We start from the raw sequence: 15448 nt of genomic DNA, 5'->3' as shown, positions 1-15448 counted from the left end.
CTCCTTACAAAACTTCTGGAGCCAGCGAGATGATCTTCATGTGGCTCTTTGCGCGAAGTTCGCGCGGAACCGGTCCGAAGATACGCGTGCCGATAGGCTCTTTCTTATTATCGATCAAAACAGCAGCGTTCTTGTCGAAACGAATTACGCTACCATCTGCGCGACGGATGTCTTTGGCTGTACGAACAACCACAGCCTTCATCACGTCACCCTTTTTAACACGGCCGCGCGGAATTGCTTCCTTGATCGAAACGACAATAATGTCGCCGACCGAAGCATATTTCCGCTTCGAGCCGCCCAGCACCTTGATGCACATGACACGACGTGCGCCGGAATTATCCGCCACGTCGAGGTTTGTTTGCATCTGAATCATGACTAGCCGCCTTCTTCTTGTTCAACCGGACTGGGCTTTCTTTGCCCCTCGCGATTGTTGCGTACTTACATACAGATATTAATATTAACTTGCTGGGGCGTCAGTTACGACAACCCAACACTTGTCTTTCGAAATTGGCTTGGATTCCTCGATGGAAACCCGGTCGCCAACCTTGAACTGGTTGCTCTCATCATGCGCCTTGTACTTCTTGGACTGGCGCACAGTCTTCTGGAGGAGCGGGTGCGAATAGCGCCGCTCGACCTTGACCACGATGGTCTTGTCGTTTTTGTCGCTCACGACAACGCCCTGCAGAATGCGTTTAGGCATGGTTTTCTTCCTTAAGCCTTGCTCTCGACCGCTTTTTGGCGGGCGACAGTTTTGATGCGCGCAATATCACGGCGGATCTGCCGAACGCGAGCGGTTTTTTCCAACTGACCGGTTGCCTTCTGGAAGCGCAGGTTAAACTGCTCTTTCTTCAGCGAACCAAGTTCTTCATTCAACTGATCGAGGCTCAAGGCCCGAACTTCTGCGGATTTCATAACATCCACCCCTTATTCTGCGATGCGCTGAATAAAGCGCGTCTTGACCGAAAGTTTCGCAGCTCCGAGGCGAAGTGCCTCACGGGCGGTTTCTTCCGAAACACCGTCGAGCTCGAACATGATGCGGCCTGGTGCGACACGGGACGCCCAATAATCAACCGAACCCTTACCTTTACCCATGCGGACTTCAGTAGGCTTCGATGTAACTGGCACATCCGGGAAAATCCGGATCCACACGCGACCGGCACGTTTCATGTGACGGGTAATTGCACGGCGAGCGGCCTCGATCTCACGCGCTGTAACGCGGTTCGGCTCGAGGGCCTTCAGGCCGAAAGCACCAAAATTCAGATCCGTGCCGCCCTTCGATGCGCCGTGAATACGGCCCTTGAACTGCTTGCGGAACTTTGTGCGCTTAGGCTGCAGCATTGTTCTCTACTCCAAAATTCTCAGTTACGAAAGACGCTATTTTAAGCGTTTTCGCGACGACGGCCTGAACCCTGATGACTGGCATCGCCTTCAACAGCACGGCGTTCGGAAGCCATTGGGTCATGCTCAAGGATTTCGCCCTTGAATACCCAGACTTTAACACCGCAAATGCCGTAGGCAGTGTGCGCTTCAGCAGTTCCGTAATCGATATCGGCACGAAGGGTATGCAGAGGCACGCGGCCTTCACGGTACCATTCCATACGAGCAATTTCCGCGCCGCCAAGACGACCCGAGCAATTGATACGAATGCCTTCTGCACCAAGACGCATTGCCGACTGAACGGCACGTTTCATGGCACGGCGGAAAGCGACGCGGCGTTCAAGCTGCTGCGCGATCGACTGAGCAACCAGAACAGCGTCTGTCTCTGGCTTGCGGACTTCGACGATATTGAGCGTTGTATCCGCATTGGTCATTTCTGACAGCTTCTTGCGCAACTTCTCGATATCGGCGCCCTTTTTGCCGATGATCAGACCTGGACGGGCAGCATGGATCGTAACGCGGCACTTCTTGTGCGGACGCTCGATAACTACCTTGGAAATGGCAGCCTGCTTCAACTCATCCATCAGATACTTGCGGATCTTCAGGTCTTCGTGCAGCAGCTTGCCATATTCACCAGTGTTCGCGTACCAACGCGAGTCCCAGGTGCGATTGATGCCCAGGCGGAAACCAATCGGATTAATCTTCTGGCCCATTATGCGGCCTCCCCTTTTTCCTCAGCTTCGCGAACAACGATCGTCAGATGCGAGAATGGCTTCTCGATCCGGCTTGCACGACCGCGGCCACGAACGTGGAAACGCTTCATCACGATTGACTTGCCTACATAGGCTTCAGCAACAACCAGAGTATCAACATCCAGATCATGGTTGTTCTCTGCGTTGGCGATAGCTGATTCGAGAGTCTTTTTCACCGTTCCTGCAATGCGCTTGCGCGAAAATTCCAGATCGGCAAGAGCGGCGTTAACCTTCTTGCCACGGATCAGAGCAGCCACCAGATTGAGCTTCTGAGGGCTGATGCGGAGCGTGCGGGCAACGGCTTTCGCCTCGTTGTCCTTTAGCTGGCGCGGAGCCTTAGCCTTGCCCATCGTTATTTCCTCTTCGCTTTCTTGTCCGCGCCATGACCGTAATAGGTACGCGTCGGAGCGAATTCACCAAACTTGTGTCCGATCATCTCTTCGTTGACCGAAACCGGCACATGCTTGTTACCATTATACACACCGAAGGTCAGACCGACGAACTGTGGCAGGATCGTGGAGCGACGGCTCCAGATCTTGATAACTTCACTGCGACCGCCCTCACGTACCTTCTCAGCCTTCTTGAGAAGATAGCCATCGATGAACGGGCCTTTCCAAACTGAACGAGCCATTTCAGACTACCTCTCTTACTTCTTGCGCTGATGACGCGAACGAGCGATGAACTTGTCCGTCGACTTATTGGAGCGCGTCTTCTTGCCCTTCGTAGGCTTGCCCCACGGAGTAACCGGATGACGTCCACCGGATGTACGGCCCTCACCACCACCATGGGGGTGATCGACCGGGTTCATGGTGACACCACGATTGTGAGGCTTGCGACCGAGCCAACGGCTACGACCTGCTTTACCCAGGTTGATGTTGCCATGGTCGGGGTTCGATACTGCACCAACCGTTGCAAAGCAAGAACCATGTACAAGACGCTGTTCGCCCGAGTTCAGGCGAAGGATCGCCATTCCCTGGTCGCGGCCAACGAGCTGCGCATAAGTTCCAGCCGAACGGGCAATCTGACCGCCCTTGCCTGGCTTCATCTCCACATTGTGGATGATGGTGCCGACTGGCATGGCTGACAATGGCATCGCATTGCCTGGCTTCACGTCTGTCTGTGCGCCGGCAATAACACTGTCGCCAACTGCAAGACGCTGCGGAGCAAGGATGTAGCTCAGCTCACCATCTTCATAGCGGATCAGCGCAATGAATGCGGTCCGGTTCGGATCGTATTCAAGCCGTTCAACCTTTGCAGCCACGTCATGCTTGCGGCGCTTGAAATCAACGAAGCGGTATGTGCGCTTGTGACCGCCACCCTGGAAACGCACGGTAATGCGACCAGTGTTGTTGCGACCACCCTTCGACGACAGACCTTCGGTCAATGCCTTGACAGGCTTGCCCTTGTAAAGCTCCGAACGGTCCACGATGACCAGCTGGCGCTGGCTTGGCGTGGTTGGATTATAATGTTTGAGTGCCATTGTCTTTACTCCACGGCCCCTCAGAGACCAGTCGAAATGTCGATTGACTGGCCTTCGGCCAACGTCACGACTGCTTTCTTGACATCACTCTGGCGTCCGACGATGCCGCGAAAACGCTTCACCTTGCCTTTGCGCACAGAAGTATTGACTGCAGTAACCTTCACGCGGAACAGCGCTTCGACTGCGGCCTTGATTTCCGGCTTCGTCGCCTTCTTGGCTACATTGAAGACAACCTGGTTGTTTTCGGAAACCATGGTCGACTTTTCAGTAATTACCGGGCTGACGATCACGTCATAATGGCGAAGATCGGTCATTTGAAACGCTCCTCGAGTGCTTCAACTGCAGCTTTGGAAAGCACGAGCTTGCCGCGACGCAGAATGTCATAAACATTGATGCCCTGAATTGGTAGAACATCGATGTTCGGGATGTTCGAAGCAGCGCGAGCAAAGTTCGCATCAATCTCGGCACCGCCGATCAGGAGCGCATTCTGCAAGCCAAGCTTGGCGAACTGCGAAACAAGTGTCTTTGTCTTGGCTTCTGTCGCGAGCAGATCATCGATGATGATCAGATCGGATGCCTTGACCTTGGCGGACAGGGCATGACGAAGTGCAAGAGCGCGAACCTTCTTTGGCAGGTCATGGGCATGGCTGTGAACAACCGGTCCATGAGCCTTACCACCGCCGCGGAACTGCGGTGCACGTGCTGAATGGTGACGAGCGCGGCCCGTACCCTTCTGCTTGTACATCTTGGCGCCGGTCCGTGCGATTTCCGAACGGGTCTTTGCCTTGTGCGTGCCCTGCTGCTTGCGTGCAAGCTGATAGCGGACCATGCGCTGAAGGATGTCGTCGCGTGGCTCCAGACCGAAAATCTCTTCGGAGAGTTTCAGCTTGCCGGCGTCCGCGCCTTCAAGTGTTGTAATCGTGAGATCCATTATTCGGCCCCCTCAGTTGTCTGCGCTACTTCTGCATCAGACACAGCTGCTGCGGCGTTTGCGGCATCGTCGATCAATGCGCGAAGGCCAGCTGGCTTCGGAGCATTCTCGGGCAGCGCTACCTTGACGGCATCACGCACGAGGATCCATGCACCCTTCGAACCAGGAACAGCACCACGAACCAGAATAAGGCCGCGATCCAGATCAGTCGAAACAACTTCGATGTTCTGGGTGGTGATACGGGTTGAACCCATATGACCGGCCATCTTCTTGCCCTTGAACACTTTACCCGGGTCCTGACGCTGACCGGTAGAACCGTGAGCGCGGTGAGTAACCGAGTTACCGTGTGTTGCGCGGTGACCGCCGAAGTTATGGCGCTTCATTGAACCGGCAAAACCTTTACCGATTGAAGTACCAGTCACATCGACCTTCTGGCCTGCAACATAATGTTCGGCGGTGATCTCGACGCCGACATCTAGAAGATTGTCAGCAGAGACGCGGAATTCCGCTACTTTCGCCTTTGGTTCGACCGAAGCTGTCGCGAAATGACCGCGCAAGCTCTTCGTCGTATTCTTTACCTTGGCCAGACCAACACCGAGCTGAACGGCAGTGTAGCCATTCTTCTCGACTGTACGCTGAGCCACAACCTGGCAGTTCTCCATGCGAAGAACTGTTACCGGCACATGCTCGCCAGCGTCGTTGTAGACGCGAGTCATACCCAGTTTCTGTGCAATTACACCTGAACGCATCGGTTCATCCTTCCGTCCTCAAGCCTTACAGCTTGATCTCGACATCAACACCAGCAGACAGATCGAGCTTCATCAGCGCGTCCACAGTCTGGGGGGTCGGGTCTACGATATCGAGAAGACGCTTATGTGTGCGCATCTCGAACTGCTCGCGGCTCTTCTTGTCGATGTGCGGCGAGCGGTTAACCGTGAACTTCTCGATCCGTGTAGGTAGCGGGATCGGTCCGCGCACATTGGCACCGGTACGCTTGGCAGTCGACACGATTTCCCGCGTCGAATCGTCAAGGATCCGATGATCAAACGCCTTGAGGCGAATGCGGATGTTTTGACCGTTCATTTCATCTTTTCCTTGTTTAGCGGAGACGCCCTATAACAGGCGTCTTCCGCATAAAACCTTAATTTACTCAATGATAGAAGCGACGATGCCAGCACCGACGGTGCGGCCACCTTCACGGATAGCGAAGCGGAGCTTCTCTTCCATGGCGATTGGCACGATCAGCGTCACATCAACCGAGATGTTGTCGCCAGGCATGACCATTTCCGTACCTTCCGGCAAAGTCACTACACCCGTCACGTCGGTCGTGCGGAAGTAGAACTGTGGACGGTAGTTGGAGAAGAATGGCGTATGACGGCCACCTTCGTCCTTCGTCAGAATATAGGCTTCTGCCTTGAACTTCGTGTGCGGCTTGACCGAACCTGGCTTGGCAAGGATCTGACCGCGCTCAACGTCTTCACGGCCAACACCGCGAACCAGTGCACCGATGTTGTCGCCTGCCTGGCCCTGATCGAGCAGCTTGCGGAACATTTCAACGCCGGTAACTGTTGTCTTTGTCGTCGGCTTGATGCCGATGATTTCAACTTCTTCACCAACCTTGACGATACCGCGTTCAACGCGGCCAGTCACAACCGTACCACGACCCGAGATCGAGAAAACGTCTTCGATCGGCATCAGGAATGGCTGGTCAATCGGACGTTCTGGTGTTGGAATGTACTTGTCAACTTCAGCCATCAGCGCGCGAACTGCGTCTTCGCCGATTTCCTTGTTGCTGTCTTCAAGTGCAGCCAAAGCCGAACCCTTGACGATCGGTACATCGTCGCCCGGGAAATCATACTTGGAAAGAAGCTCACGAACTTCAAGCTCAACCAGTTCGAGCAATTCGGCATCGTCAACCTGATCAACCTTGTTCAGGAACACGACGATCGCAGGAACGCCAACCTGACGGGCAAGCAGAATGTGCTCGCGGGTCTGGGGCATCGGGCCGTCAGCGGCAGACACAACCAGAATCGCGCCATCCATCTGCGCAGCGCCGGTGATCATGTTCTTCACATAGTCGGCGTGGCCAGGGCAATCAACGTGTGCATAGTGACGCGCAGGCGTCTCATACTCAACGTGTGCCGTCGAAATGGTGATGCCGCGTGCCTTTTCTTCCGGTGCAGCGTCGATCTGGTCATACGCCTTGTACTCACCAAAATACTTCGTAATCGCTGCCGTCAACGACGTCTTGCCATGGTCAACGTGACCAATCGTGCCGATGTTTACGTGCGGCTTATTACGTTCAAACTTGCTCTTAGCCATCTGAGCTCTCCGTTATATGTTCGCCTGCTCAGGCTTAACTTCAACTGTCACGCGCAACCTTATGGTTACGCAAACTTCTTCTGAATTTCCTGCGCGACTGCTGCCGGGACAGGTTCGTAGTGGTCGAACTGCATGGTGTACTGTGCACGGCCCTGGCTCATCGAACGCAGATTGCTCACATAACCAAACATGTTGGCCAGTGGGACGTTTGCGTTGACTACAGTGGCAATACCACGCGCTTCGGTACCCGAGATCTGACCACGACGTGAATTCAGATCGCCAATTACGTCACCGACGTAATCTTCAGGCGTAACAACCTCGACCTTCATGATCGGCTCGAGAAGCTGGGCACCAGCTTTCTGTGCACCTTCGCGGAATGCAGCGCGAGCTGCGATTTCGAAGGCGAGAACCGAGGAGTCGACATCATGGTAGGCACCGTCGATCAGCGTGGCTTTCACGCCGAGCATCGGGAAGCCTGCGAGCGGACCCGCACCCATAACACTTTCAATGCCCTTCTGTACGCCTGGAATGTATTCCTTTGGTACAGCACCACCGACGATCTTCGATTCGAAGATGAAATCATCACCTTCATGCGGCTCGAAGATAACCTTGATGCGAGCGAACTGGCCCGAACCACCGGACTGCTTCTTATGCGTGTAGTCGATTTCAGCCTTGCGGGTGATCGATTCACGATAAGCAACCTGTGGGTTACCAATGTTTGCTTCTACCTTGAACTCGCGACGCATACGGTCAACGAGAATGTCGAGATGAAGCTCGCCCATGCCGGCGATGATTGTCTGACCGGATTCTTCATCCGTCTTGACGCGGAATGAAGGATCTTCAGCTGCCAGGCGGTTGAGCGCGAGGCCCATCTTTTCCTGGTCGGCCTTGGTCTTTGGTTCGATCGAAATCTCGATGACCGGATCCGGGAAGATCATGCGTTCAAGAATAACCGGCTTCAGAGGATCGCAAAGCGTATCACCTGTTGTCGTTTCCTTGAGGCCAGCAAGAGCAACGATATCGCCAGCAAAGGCTTCTTCGATGTCTTCGCGGGAATTGGAGTGCATCTGCAACATACGGCCGATACGCTCACGCTTCAGCTTAACAGTATTGTCAAGCGAAATGCCCTTGGTCAGCTTGCCGGAATAGATGCGGCAGAATGTCAGCGAACCAACAAATGGATCGTTCATGATCTTGAACGCGAGCATTGACAGTGGCTCTTCGTCCGAGGACTTGCGAACTGTTTCCGCATCGGTCTTCGGGTCGATGCCCTTGATCGAAGGAACATCAACAGGCGAAGGCAAGAAGTCAACAACACCGTCGAGCAGAGGCTGTACGCCCTTGTTCTTGAATGCCGAACCACAGAATACCGGATGGAATTCAACGCGGCATGTACCGATACGGATCAGTTCACGCAGCTTGTCATTGTCTGGCATATTGCCTTCGAGGTAAGCCTCGGTAGCAGCTTCGTCGACTTCAACAGCGGTTTCGATGAGCTTTTCGCGGAATTCTTCAGCACGATCCTTAAGATCGGCAGGAATTTCAACGACATCCCATTCAGCACCGAGCTGTTCGTCGCGCCATACAAGTGCCTTCATCTCGATCAGATCGATAACGCCCTTGAACTCTGTCTCAGCGCCGATTGGCAGCTGCATGACGAGTGCCTTGGCACCAAGACGTGTCTTGACCATATCAACGCAGCGATAGAAGTCGGCGCCGGTCTTGTCCATCTTGTTGACGAAGATCATGCGTGGAACGTGATACTTCTCAGCCTGACGCCATACGGTTTCAGTCTGCGGCTCTACACCGGCGTTTGCATCGAGAAGTGCAATTGCACCATCGAGCACGCGCAGTGAGCGCTCTACTTCAATCGTGAAGTCAACGTGACCAGGCGTATCGATGATGTTGAAGCGACGCTTCTTGCCATCACGGCCAGTCCAGTAAGTCGTGGTTGCAGCGGAAGTGATCGTGATACCACGCTCCTGCTCCTGCTCCATCCAGTCCATCGTAGCGGCGCCGTCATGGACTTCACCGATTTTGTGCGACTTACCGGTGTAATAAAGAATACGCTCGGTCGTCGTTGTCTTGCCGGCGTCGATGTGCGCCATGATACCGAAGTTACGGTAGTCTTCGATTTTATATTCGCGGGCCATGATCTGGTGCCTCTAAGAATAGGGTTTCGACGATTACCAGCGGTAATGCGAGAATGCGCGGTTGGCTTCTGCCATGCGATGCGTGTCTTCACGCTTCTTCACAGCCGAGCCACGGTTGTTTGCAGCATCCAGAAGTTCACCCGACAGGCGATCAACCATTGTCGTCTCGTTGCGACCACGGGCTGCATTGATCAGCCAACGGATTGCAAGAGCCTGACGGCGCTCCGGACGAACATCGACCGGAACCTGGTAAGTCGCACCACCAACGCGGCGCGAACGTACTTCTACGTGTGGCGCTACATTGTCGAGAGCCTGATGGAACAGGGCAACTGGCTCCTGCTTGCTCTTGGCTTCGACTGACTCAAGCGCACCGTAAACGATACGCTCAGCAATCGACTTCTTGCCATGATGCATGACTGCATTCATGAACTTTGTCAGAACGAGATCGCCGAACTTTGGATCCGGGTTAATCTCACGCTTTTCTGCACTATGGCGTCTGGACATATTCTCTGTCTCTTATCTGCATCGGGTTGACCTACCTGGTGGCCAAATTCCCGGAAAATCTTACTTCGGACGCTTTGCACCGTACTTGGAACGGCGCTGCTTACGATTCTTGACGCCCTGAGTATCCAGAACACCACGGATGATGTGGTAACGAACACCTGGCAAATCCTTTACACGGCCGCCGCGGATCATCACGACAGAGTGCTCTTGAAGGTTGTGACCCTCACCCGGAATATACCCGATAACTTCGAAGCCGTTGGTCAAACGCACCTTGGCGACCTTACGGAGAGCCGAGTTTGGCTTCTTCGGTGTCGTCGTATAGACGCGAGTGCAAACGCCGCGCTTTTGCGGGTTTTCCTGCAATGCAGGGACTTTATTGCGCTTTACCGGCGCAGTGCGCGGCTTGCGGATCAACTGGTTTACGGTAGGCATTCAACCTTCCCTCTTTGTAATGCGTATCAAAGCGCTAGCGCTTCGGCACAAATCTCGTATCTTCGCCCGTCAGGGCCGTTTCAGCGCCATGCTCATGCACGAATTCGGGCAACTAAACCACCCCAAGGGTGGTTGCCCGAATAAAAGCAGAGGAAGCCATAAGGCCTCATGCGAGCGGCAAATTGCATTTCGTTCGTAAAACGAACCCTGTTTGAGATGAACTCCAGAGCGTGTCGCTCCGAAATGGCCAATCTCACATCGGCTCAGATGGGCTGCTGATACTGGTGTTTCAGCCTTTCGTCAAGCCTGAACCCCCAATATTCTTTGAGCGCACAGCATTTGCTGGCGCTTTTGCATCCCGACGACCGATAGTTTCGTTGAACAATCGTTAATTCAAGTTAAATTTCGTCTTCTTCACAGGGATTCTTGCCGACTCGCATGCCAGACCGACTCGTTACGTCTATTCTGACTGTAGAATCGAAGAATCAGGAATCAAACCAATGCCATCAGACAAGCCTGAACCGAAAATCGTCCATCTCGTCATTGCCGATGTATGGAAAGAGAAGCAGGATGAGCCGCGACAGGTTCATCTCCTTCTTATGCGGGACGATGCTGAAGGGCTGGTCGACTTCGCCCTACAGATTCTCGCCAATGAAGGCTATGATGAAGCAGAGCTACTCGAGATCGGCACCCTCACCGAAGAGCCAACTGAAGAGCCTCATCTGTCAGCCTACAAGAATGCCCTGACCGGGCAGATCGCGATGATAGAGTTCAACGAATAGCTGTCGCCGGCCGATCTACAGATTTTTTGAAATTCGCACCAGAGCACCATAATGGGTGTTTGCTTCCGACAACGCAGGTACTGCCGAACAATACAACTGGACACTCTTATTGATTGCGAGCTCATGGGCGTTTCGGGACAATCCTTCAGATCGCCTCCCTGCCCTTTCCGACATATTCCTTCATTATCTCAAACATCGGCAACGTCTCTGAGAGATTTGAAGCATTTTTGCTGAAAAACCGCCGATTTTTGCTGAAGATTTTCCATCGTGAGTAGTAGTTTGGTTGCAGTCGGTTGAAAAGCCCATGAAAAAGGCCGCCTCGGATTTCTCCGGGGCGGCCTTTTGATTTGGTGCAGCTAACCAGCTTACTCGGCTGGCTGGCCTGTCATGTCTGTCAGCATCGGGCCAGCTTTCGCGGCGCTTGCTCCAGCTTCCTTGCGGCGCTCGTCGATGATCAACTCGTCGCGAGCTCCGGCAATGCGGCGGATCTGCTTGACCGTTCCGCCTGTACCTGCCGGGATCAAACGTCCAACAATGACGTTCTCCTTCAGGCCCTGCAGAGCATCCATCTTACCGGCAACAGCAGCTTCTGTGAGGACGCGTGTGGTTTCCTGGAAGGACGCTGCCGAGATGAACGACGGTGTCTGCAAAGAAGCCTTGGTGATGCCGAGCAGCACCGGAGTGCCGTAGCCTGGCTTCTTGCCATCTTCTTCAAGACGCTCGTTAATTTCGTCCAGCTCGATCCGGTCAACGTGATCGCCAGCAATAAAGCCGGTGTCACCAGACTCGGTGATTTCGACCTTCTGCAGCATCTGACGGACAATCACTTCGATGTGCTTGTCGTTGATCAGAACGCCCTGCAAGCGATAGACTTCCTGAATTTCATTGACGAGATATGAAGCCAAAGCTTCCACGCCCTTGATCGCCAGAATGTCGTGCGGTGCCGGGTTGCCGTCGAGGATATAATCGCCCTTTTCGATCGCATCGCCATCCTGAAGATGGAAAGGCTTGCCCTTGGGGATCAGATACTCAACAGGCTCTAGAGTCTCGTCGTTCGGTTCGATGACAATGCGGCGCTTGTTCTTATAGTCGCGGCCAAAACGAACCGTACCATCAATCTCAGCGATGATAGCGTGGTCCTTCGGACGACGGGCTTCGAATAGTTCCGCAACGCGTGGAAGACCACCGGTGATGTCCTTGGTCTTGGCGCTTTCCATCGGAATACGCGCAAGAACGTCACCAGCCTTAACGTGCGAGCCTGGCTCGACCGAAAGGATGGATTCCACTGACAGCTGGAAGCGTGCGTCGCCGCCCTTTGCCAGTTTCAGAACCTTGCCTGCCTTGTCCTTGACCACGATTGACGGTTTCAGATCCGAACCACGCGGTGTTGAGCGCCAGTCGATAACCACACGCTTGGTGATACCGGTGGACTCATCCGTCGTTTCCGTAACCGAGAGACCGTCGACCATGTCTTCGAATTCGACGTGACCTTCGACTTCCGTCATGACCGGGCGGGTATAAGGATCCCACTCGGCAACGCGCTGACCGCGCTTAACCGTGTCGCCGTCATCAACATAGATGCGCGAACCATAGGTAACGCGGTGTGTTGCGCGTTCCTTGCCCGTTGCATCCAGGATGACAACTGCCATGTTGCGGCCCATGACAACCAGATGGCCATCGGAGTTACGCACCACGTTGCGATTGCGGATTTGTACGGTGCCTTCATAACTGGCTTCGAGGAACGACTGATCGACAACCTGCGCTGTACCACCAAGATGGAACGTACGCATGGTCAACTGCGTGCCTGGCTCACCAATGGACTGAGCAGCGATAACACCGACCGCCTCACCCTGGTTGACCGGCGTACCACGGGCAAGATCGCGACCGTAGCACTTGGCGCAGATACCGCCGCGCGTCTCACAGGTGAGAGCCGAGCGAATGCGGATCGACTGAACACCAGCCTTCTCAATGGCATCGATATCGAACTCGTCGATGATATTGCCACCAGTTACAAGCACGTCGCCTGAAATCGGGTGCAAGATATCTTCAAGCGCGGTACGACCGAGAACGCGCTGGCCAATTGTCGCAACGACCTGACCCGCATCAACGATCGGCTGCATTGTGAGACCGGTTGTGGTGCCACAATCAACAGAGATGACGATGCAATCCTGAGCGACGTCAACCAGACGGCGTGTCAGATAGCCGGAGTTAGCCGTCTTCAATGCAGTATCTGCAAGTCCCTTACGGGCACCGTGGGTCGAGTTGAAGTACTCGTTCACAGTCAGACCTTCCTTGAAGTTCGAAATGATTGGCGTTTCGATGATTTCGCCCGAAGGCTTGGCCATCAGACCGCGCATACCGCCCAGCTGACGCATCTGGTTCGGAGAACCACGAGCGCCGGAGTGCGACATCATATAGATCGAGTTCATCTGCTTCTGGCGACCAGTAACAGGATCAAACTCAACGGCCTTAATGCGGGCCATCATTTCGTCGGCGACCTTCTCGGTGCACTTACCCCAAGCGTCAACAACCTTGTTGTACTTCTCGCCCTGAGTGATCAGGCCGTCATTGTACTGCTGTTCGTATTCGGTCGCCAAAGCTTCGGTTTCAGCAACCAGCTTCGCCTTGGTTTCCGGAATAACCATGTCGTCCTTGCCGAACGAGATACCGGCGCGGCAAGCATGGCTGAAGCCAAGCTGCATGATGCGATCGCAGAAAATGACCGTCTCTTTCTGTCCGCAATGGCGATAAACCGTGTCGATCATCTTGGAGATGTTCTTCTTGGTCATTTCCTGATTGCAGATATCGAAAGGCACATTGTGGTGTTTCGGAAGAAGCTCACCGATGATCATGCGGCCAGGCGTCGTGTCGAAAATCTTCGACGTTGGCTTGCCGTCAGCGTCGATGCTCTTGAAGCGGCCCTTGATCTTCGTGTGAAGAGTGACCGAACCATTGCCGATAGCATGATGAAGTTCGCCCATATCGGCAAACGCCATGCCTTCGCCCGGCTCTTTAACCGCAACGATCGACAGATAGTAAAGGCCGAGAACCATGTCCTGAGACGGTACGATAACCGGCAGACCATTTGCAGGATGCAGGATATTGTTCGTCGACATCATCAGAACGCGGGCTTCAAGCTGCGCTTCCAGCGAAAGCGGTACGTGGACAGCCATCTGGTCACCGTCAAAGTCCGCGTTGAAAGCGGTACAAACGAGCGGATGCAGCTGGATTGCCTTGCCTTCGATCAGGGTGGGTTCGAATGCCTGAATACCAAGACGGTGCAGCGTCGGAGCGCGGTTCAACAGAACCGGATGCTCGCGAATGACCTCATCAAGAATATCCCAGACTTCCGGCTTTTCCTTTTCAACCAGCTTCTTGGCCTGCTTGACGGTTGAGGAATAACCCTTTGCGTCAAGACGGGCGTAGATGAATGGCTTGAACAGTTCGAGCGCCATCTTCTTTGGCAGACCGCACTGGTGAAGCTTGAGTTCAGGACCAGTCACGATAACTGAACGGCCGGAATAATCGACGCGCTTGCCCAGAAGGTTCTGACGGAAGCGGCCCTGCTTGCCCTTGAGCATATCGGACAGCGACTTCAGCGGACGCTTGTTGGCACCGGTGATAACACGACCACGACGGCCGTTGTCGAACAACGCATCGACCGATTCCTGAAGCATGCGCTTCTCGTTGCGGATGATGATGCCAGGAGCACGCAGTTCGATCAGGCGCTTCAAGCGGTTGTTACGGTTGATTACGCGACGATACAGATCATTAAGATCGGATGTAGCGAAACGTCCGCCATCCAGCGGAACCAGAGGACGAAGATCCGGAGGAATGACCGGAACGATCTTCATGATCATCCATTCCGGACGGTTACCCGACTCCAGGAAGTTTTCGACGATCTTAAGACGCTTCATCAGCTTCTTCTGCTTCAGATCAGACGTTGTTGTCGCCAGATCTTCGCGCAGATCGCCAGCAATCTTTTCCAGATCCATGGAAGCGAGCAGCTCATGAATTGCTTCCGCACCGATCAGCGCAGTGAAGGAATCTTCACCATACTCATCGACAGCAATCATGTATTCTTCTTCCGAAAGAAGCTGGTGCTCCTTCAGTGCAGTCAGGCCTGGCTCGGTCACAATGTAGTTCTCGAAATAGAGAACGCGCTCGATGCCCTTAAGGGTCATATCAAGCAATGTGCCGATACGGCTTGGCAGGGACTTCAGGAACCAGATGTGCGCAACCGGCGCAGCAAGTTCAATATGGCCCATGCGCTCACGGCGAACGCGTGACAGCGTGACTTCCACACCGCACTTTTCGCAGATGATGCCCTTGTATTTCATGCGCTTGTACTTGCCGCACAAGCATTCGTAGTCCTTGATCGGCCCGAAGATCCGAGCACAGAAAAGACCATCCCGCTCCGGCTTAAAGGTGCGGTAGTTGATCGTCTCCGGCTTCTTGATCTCACCGTATGACCAGGACAGAATCTTCTCAGGGCTGGCGATCGAAATCCTGATGGAATCGAATGCCTGCACAGGCGCCTGAGGATTGAAAAGATTCATGACCTCTTGGTTCATGCCGTTTCTCCATGGGGCAAAAAAGTGCCCTCTCCTTGCGATGAATATCCGCCACCGCGGTCCATCTAGATCAAATGCCGCTTCTTCAGCGGCTCGAAACGAATGCCGGGGTGCGCGGAAACTAATCGCGCACCCTGACGT

18 protein-coding genes are annotated in these 15448 nt (G+C 54.1%); 1 reads left to right on the top strand and 17 read right to left on the bottom strand.

Annotated elements, in window-relative coordinates; all coding sequences use genetic code 11:
- Positions 1-4: 4 nt before the first annotated feature.
- The 16 genes from rplN to rpsL all read right to left on the bottom strand — a co-directional run bounded on the left by rplN (position 5) and on the right by rpsL (position 9951).
- Entirely contained in the window at positions 5-373 is a 369-nt protein-coding gene (gene rplN / locus QFZ34_RS19670) for a 50S ribosomal protein L14 (protein ID WP_008124924.1), read from the bottom strand.
- An 84-nt stretch (positions 374-457) separates the two neighbouring features.
- Positions 458-700, bottom strand: coding sequence for a 30S ribosomal protein S17 (gene rpsQ / locus QFZ34_RS19665; protein ID WP_115055388.1), 243 nt, complete (start codon positions 698-700; stop codon positions 458-460).
- 11 nt (positions 701-711) lie between these two features.
- On the bottom strand, positions 712-912 hold the full coding sequence (rpmC, locus tag QFZ34_RS19660; RefSeq protein WP_008124920.1) for a 50S ribosomal protein L29: 201 nt from the start codon (positions 910-912) through the stop codon (positions 712-714).
- 12 nt (positions 913-924) lie between these two features.
- On the bottom strand, positions 925-1338 hold the full coding sequence (rplP, locus tag QFZ34_RS19655) for a 50S ribosomal protein L16 (protein ID WP_115055391.1): 414 nt from the start codon (positions 1336-1338) through the stop codon (positions 925-927).
- A gap of 41 nt (positions 1339-1379) precedes the next feature.
- The gene (rpsC, locus tag QFZ34_RS19650; protein ID WP_115055393.1) at positions 1380-2090 is read right to left on the bottom strand and encodes a 30S ribosomal protein S3; all 711 of its coding nucleotides are present in this window, start codon (positions 2088-2090) and stop codon (positions 1380-1382) included.
- Positions 2090-2479: a 50S ribosomal protein L22 gene (gene rplV / locus QFZ34_RS19645; RefSeq protein WP_106716807.1), complete on the bottom strand. Its 390-nt coding sequence runs from the start codon at positions 2477-2479 to the stop codon at positions 2090-2092. The genes rpsC and rplV overlap by 1 nt, the downstream gene beginning before the upstream one ends.
- Positions 2480-2481: 2 nt before the next feature.
- The gene (rpsS, locus tag QFZ34_RS19640) at positions 2482-2760 is read right to left on the bottom strand and encodes a 30S ribosomal protein S19 (RefSeq protein WP_008124912.1); all 279 of its coding nucleotides are present in this window, start codon (positions 2758-2760) and stop codon (positions 2482-2484) included.
- Positions 2761-2775: 15 nt separating this feature from the next.
- Positions 2776-3609: a 50S ribosomal protein L2 gene (gene rplB, locus QFZ34_RS19635; RefSeq protein WP_008124910.1), complete on the bottom strand. Its 834-nt coding sequence runs from the start codon at positions 3607-3609 to the stop codon at positions 2776-2778.
- A gap of 20 nt (positions 3610-3629) precedes the next feature.
- Entirely contained in the window at positions 3630-3923 is a 294-nt protein-coding gene (locus QFZ34_RS19630; RefSeq protein WP_008124907.1) for a 50S ribosomal protein L23, read from the bottom strand.
- The gene (gene rplD / locus QFZ34_RS19625) at positions 3920-4540 is read right to left on the bottom strand and encodes a 50S ribosomal protein L4 (RefSeq protein ID WP_115055395.1); all 621 of its coding nucleotides are present in this window, start codon (positions 4538-4540) and stop codon (positions 3920-3922) included. Before rplD ends, QFZ34_RS19630 begins: the two co-directional genes overlap by 4 nt.
- Entirely contained in the window at positions 4540-5289 is a 750-nt protein-coding gene (gene rplC, locus QFZ34_RS19620) for a 50S ribosomal protein L3 (protein ID WP_115055397.1), read from the bottom strand. Before rplC ends, rplD begins: the two co-directional genes overlap by 1 nt.
- Positions 5290-5314: 25 nt before the next feature.
- Complete coding sequence (rpsJ, locus tag QFZ34_RS19615; RefSeq protein WP_008124902.1) at positions 5315-5623, bottom strand: 30S ribosomal protein S10; 309 nt, start codon at positions 5621-5623, stop codon at positions 5315-5317.
- Positions 5624-5686: 63 nt separating this feature from the next.
- Positions 5687-6862: an elongation factor Tu gene (gene tuf / locus QFZ34_RS19610; RefSeq protein WP_115055874.1), complete on the bottom strand. Its 1176-nt coding sequence runs from the start codon at positions 6860-6862 to the stop codon at positions 5687-5689.
- Positions 6863-6927: 65 nt separating this feature from the next.
- The gene (fusA, locus tag QFZ34_RS19605; RefSeq protein WP_307284497.1) at positions 6928-9015 is read right to left on the bottom strand and encodes an elongation factor G; all 2088 of its coding nucleotides are present in this window, start codon (positions 9013-9015) and stop codon (positions 6928-6930) included.
- 33 nt (positions 9016-9048) lie between these two features.
- The gene (rpsG, locus tag QFZ34_RS19600; protein ID WP_008121762.1) at positions 9049-9519 is read right to left on the bottom strand and encodes a 30S ribosomal protein S7; all 471 of its coding nucleotides are present in this window, start codon (positions 9517-9519) and stop codon (positions 9049-9051) included.
- Between the two features lie 60 nt (positions 9520-9579).
- Positions 9580-9951, bottom strand: a complete 372-nt coding sequence (gene rpsL / locus QFZ34_RS19595; protein WP_008121760.1) for a 30S ribosomal protein S12 — start codon at positions 9949-9951, stop codon at positions 9580-9582.
- 500 nt (positions 9952-10451) lie between these two features.
- Between rpsL and QFZ34_RS19585 the strand changes: the two genes are divergently transcribed.
- The gene (locus tag QFZ34_RS19585) at positions 10452-10733 is read left to right on the top strand and encodes a hypothetical protein (RefSeq protein WP_307284458.1); all 282 of its coding nucleotides are present in this window, start codon (positions 10452-10454) and stop codon (positions 10731-10733) included.
- A 365-nt stretch (positions 10734-11098) separates the two neighbouring features.
- Here the strand turns inward: QFZ34_RS19585 and rpoC are convergent, their stop codons facing one another.
- Positions 11099-15307 carry a DNA-directed RNA polymerase subunit beta' gene (gene rpoC / locus QFZ34_RS19580; RefSeq protein WP_115055805.1) on the bottom strand — a complete coding sequence of 1403 codons (4209 nt, stop codon included), beginning with the start codon at positions 15305-15307 and terminating at the stop codon, positions 11099-11101.
- Positions 15308-15448 lie beyond the last annotated feature (141 nt).

Origin of the sequence: Phyllobacterium ifriqiyense, assembly GCF_030817885.1 — a bacterium.
Taxonomy (GTDB): Bacteria; Pseudomonadota; Alphaproteobacteria; order Rhizobiales; family Rhizobiaceae; genus Phyllobacterium; species Phyllobacterium ifriqiyense.
Note: the sequence above shows the minus strand (reverse complement) of the source record. Positions and strands in the feature narration are given on the sequence as shown.

Coding starts and splice junctions, on each gene's coding strand:
- rplC (WP_115055397.1), bottom strand. CDS start 5,289: ATGCGTTCAGGTGTAATTGCACAGAAACTGGGTATGACTCGCGTCTAC.
- rplP (WP_115055391.1), bottom strand. CDS start 1,338: ATGCTGCAGCCTAAGCGCACAAAGTTCCGCAAGCAGTTCAAGGGCCGT.
- rpmC (WP_008124920.1), bottom strand. CDS start 912: ATGAAATCCGCAGAAGTTCGGGCCTTGAGCCTCGATCAGTTGAATGAA.
- fusA (WP_307284497.1), bottom strand. CDS start 9,015: ATGGCCCGCGAATATAAAATCGAAGACTACCGTAACTTCGGTATCATG.
- rplD (WP_115055395.1), bottom strand. CDS start 4,540: ATGGATCTCACGATTACAACACTTGAAGGCGCGGACGCCGGCAAGCTG.
- rpsC (WP_115055393.1), bottom strand. CDS start 2,090: ATGGGCCAGAAGATTAATCCGATTGGTTTCCGCCTGGGCATCAATCGC.
- rpsQ (WP_115055388.1), bottom strand. CDS start 700: ATGCCTAAACGCATTCTGCAGGGCGTTGTCGTGAGCGACAAAAACGAC.
- rplB (WP_008124910.1), bottom strand. CDS start 3,609: ATGGCACTCAAACATTATAATCCAACCACGCCAAGCCAGCGCCAGCTG.
- QFZ34_RS19630 (WP_008124907.1), bottom strand. CDS start 3,923: ATGACCGATCTTCGCCATTATGACGTGATCGTCAGCCCGGTAATTACT.
- rpsL (WP_008121760.1), bottom strand. CDS start 9,951: ATGCCTACCGTAAACCAGTTGATCCGCAAGCCGCGCACTGCGCCGGTA.
- rpoC (WP_115055805.1), bottom strand. CDS start 15,307: ATGAACCAAGAGGTCATGAATCTTTTCAATCCTCAGGCGCCTGTGCAG.
- QFZ34_RS19585 (WP_307284458.1), top strand. CDS start 10,452: ATGCCATCAGACAAGCCTGAACCGAAAATCGTCCATCTCGTCATTGCC.
- rpsJ (WP_008124902.1), bottom strand. CDS start 5,623: ATGAACGGTCAAAACATCCGCATTCGCCTCAAGGCGTTTGATCATCGG.
- rpsS (WP_008124912.1), bottom strand. CDS start 2,760: ATGGCTCGTTCAGTTTGGAAAGGCCCGTTCATCGATGGCTATCTTCTC.
- tuf (WP_115055874.1), bottom strand. CDS start 6,862: ATGGCTAAGAGCAAGTTTGAACGTAATAAGCCGCACGTAAACATCGGC.
- rplV (WP_106716807.1), bottom strand. CDS start 2,479: ATGGGCAAGGCTAAGGCTCCGCGCCAGCTAAAGGACAACGAGGCGAAA.
- rplN (WP_008124924.1), bottom strand. CDS start 373: ATGATTCAGATGCAAACAAACCTCGACGTGGCGGATAATTCCGGCGCA.
- rpsG (WP_008121762.1), bottom strand. CDS start 9,519: ATGTCCAGACGCCATAGTGCAGAAAAGCGTGAGATTAACCCGGATCCA.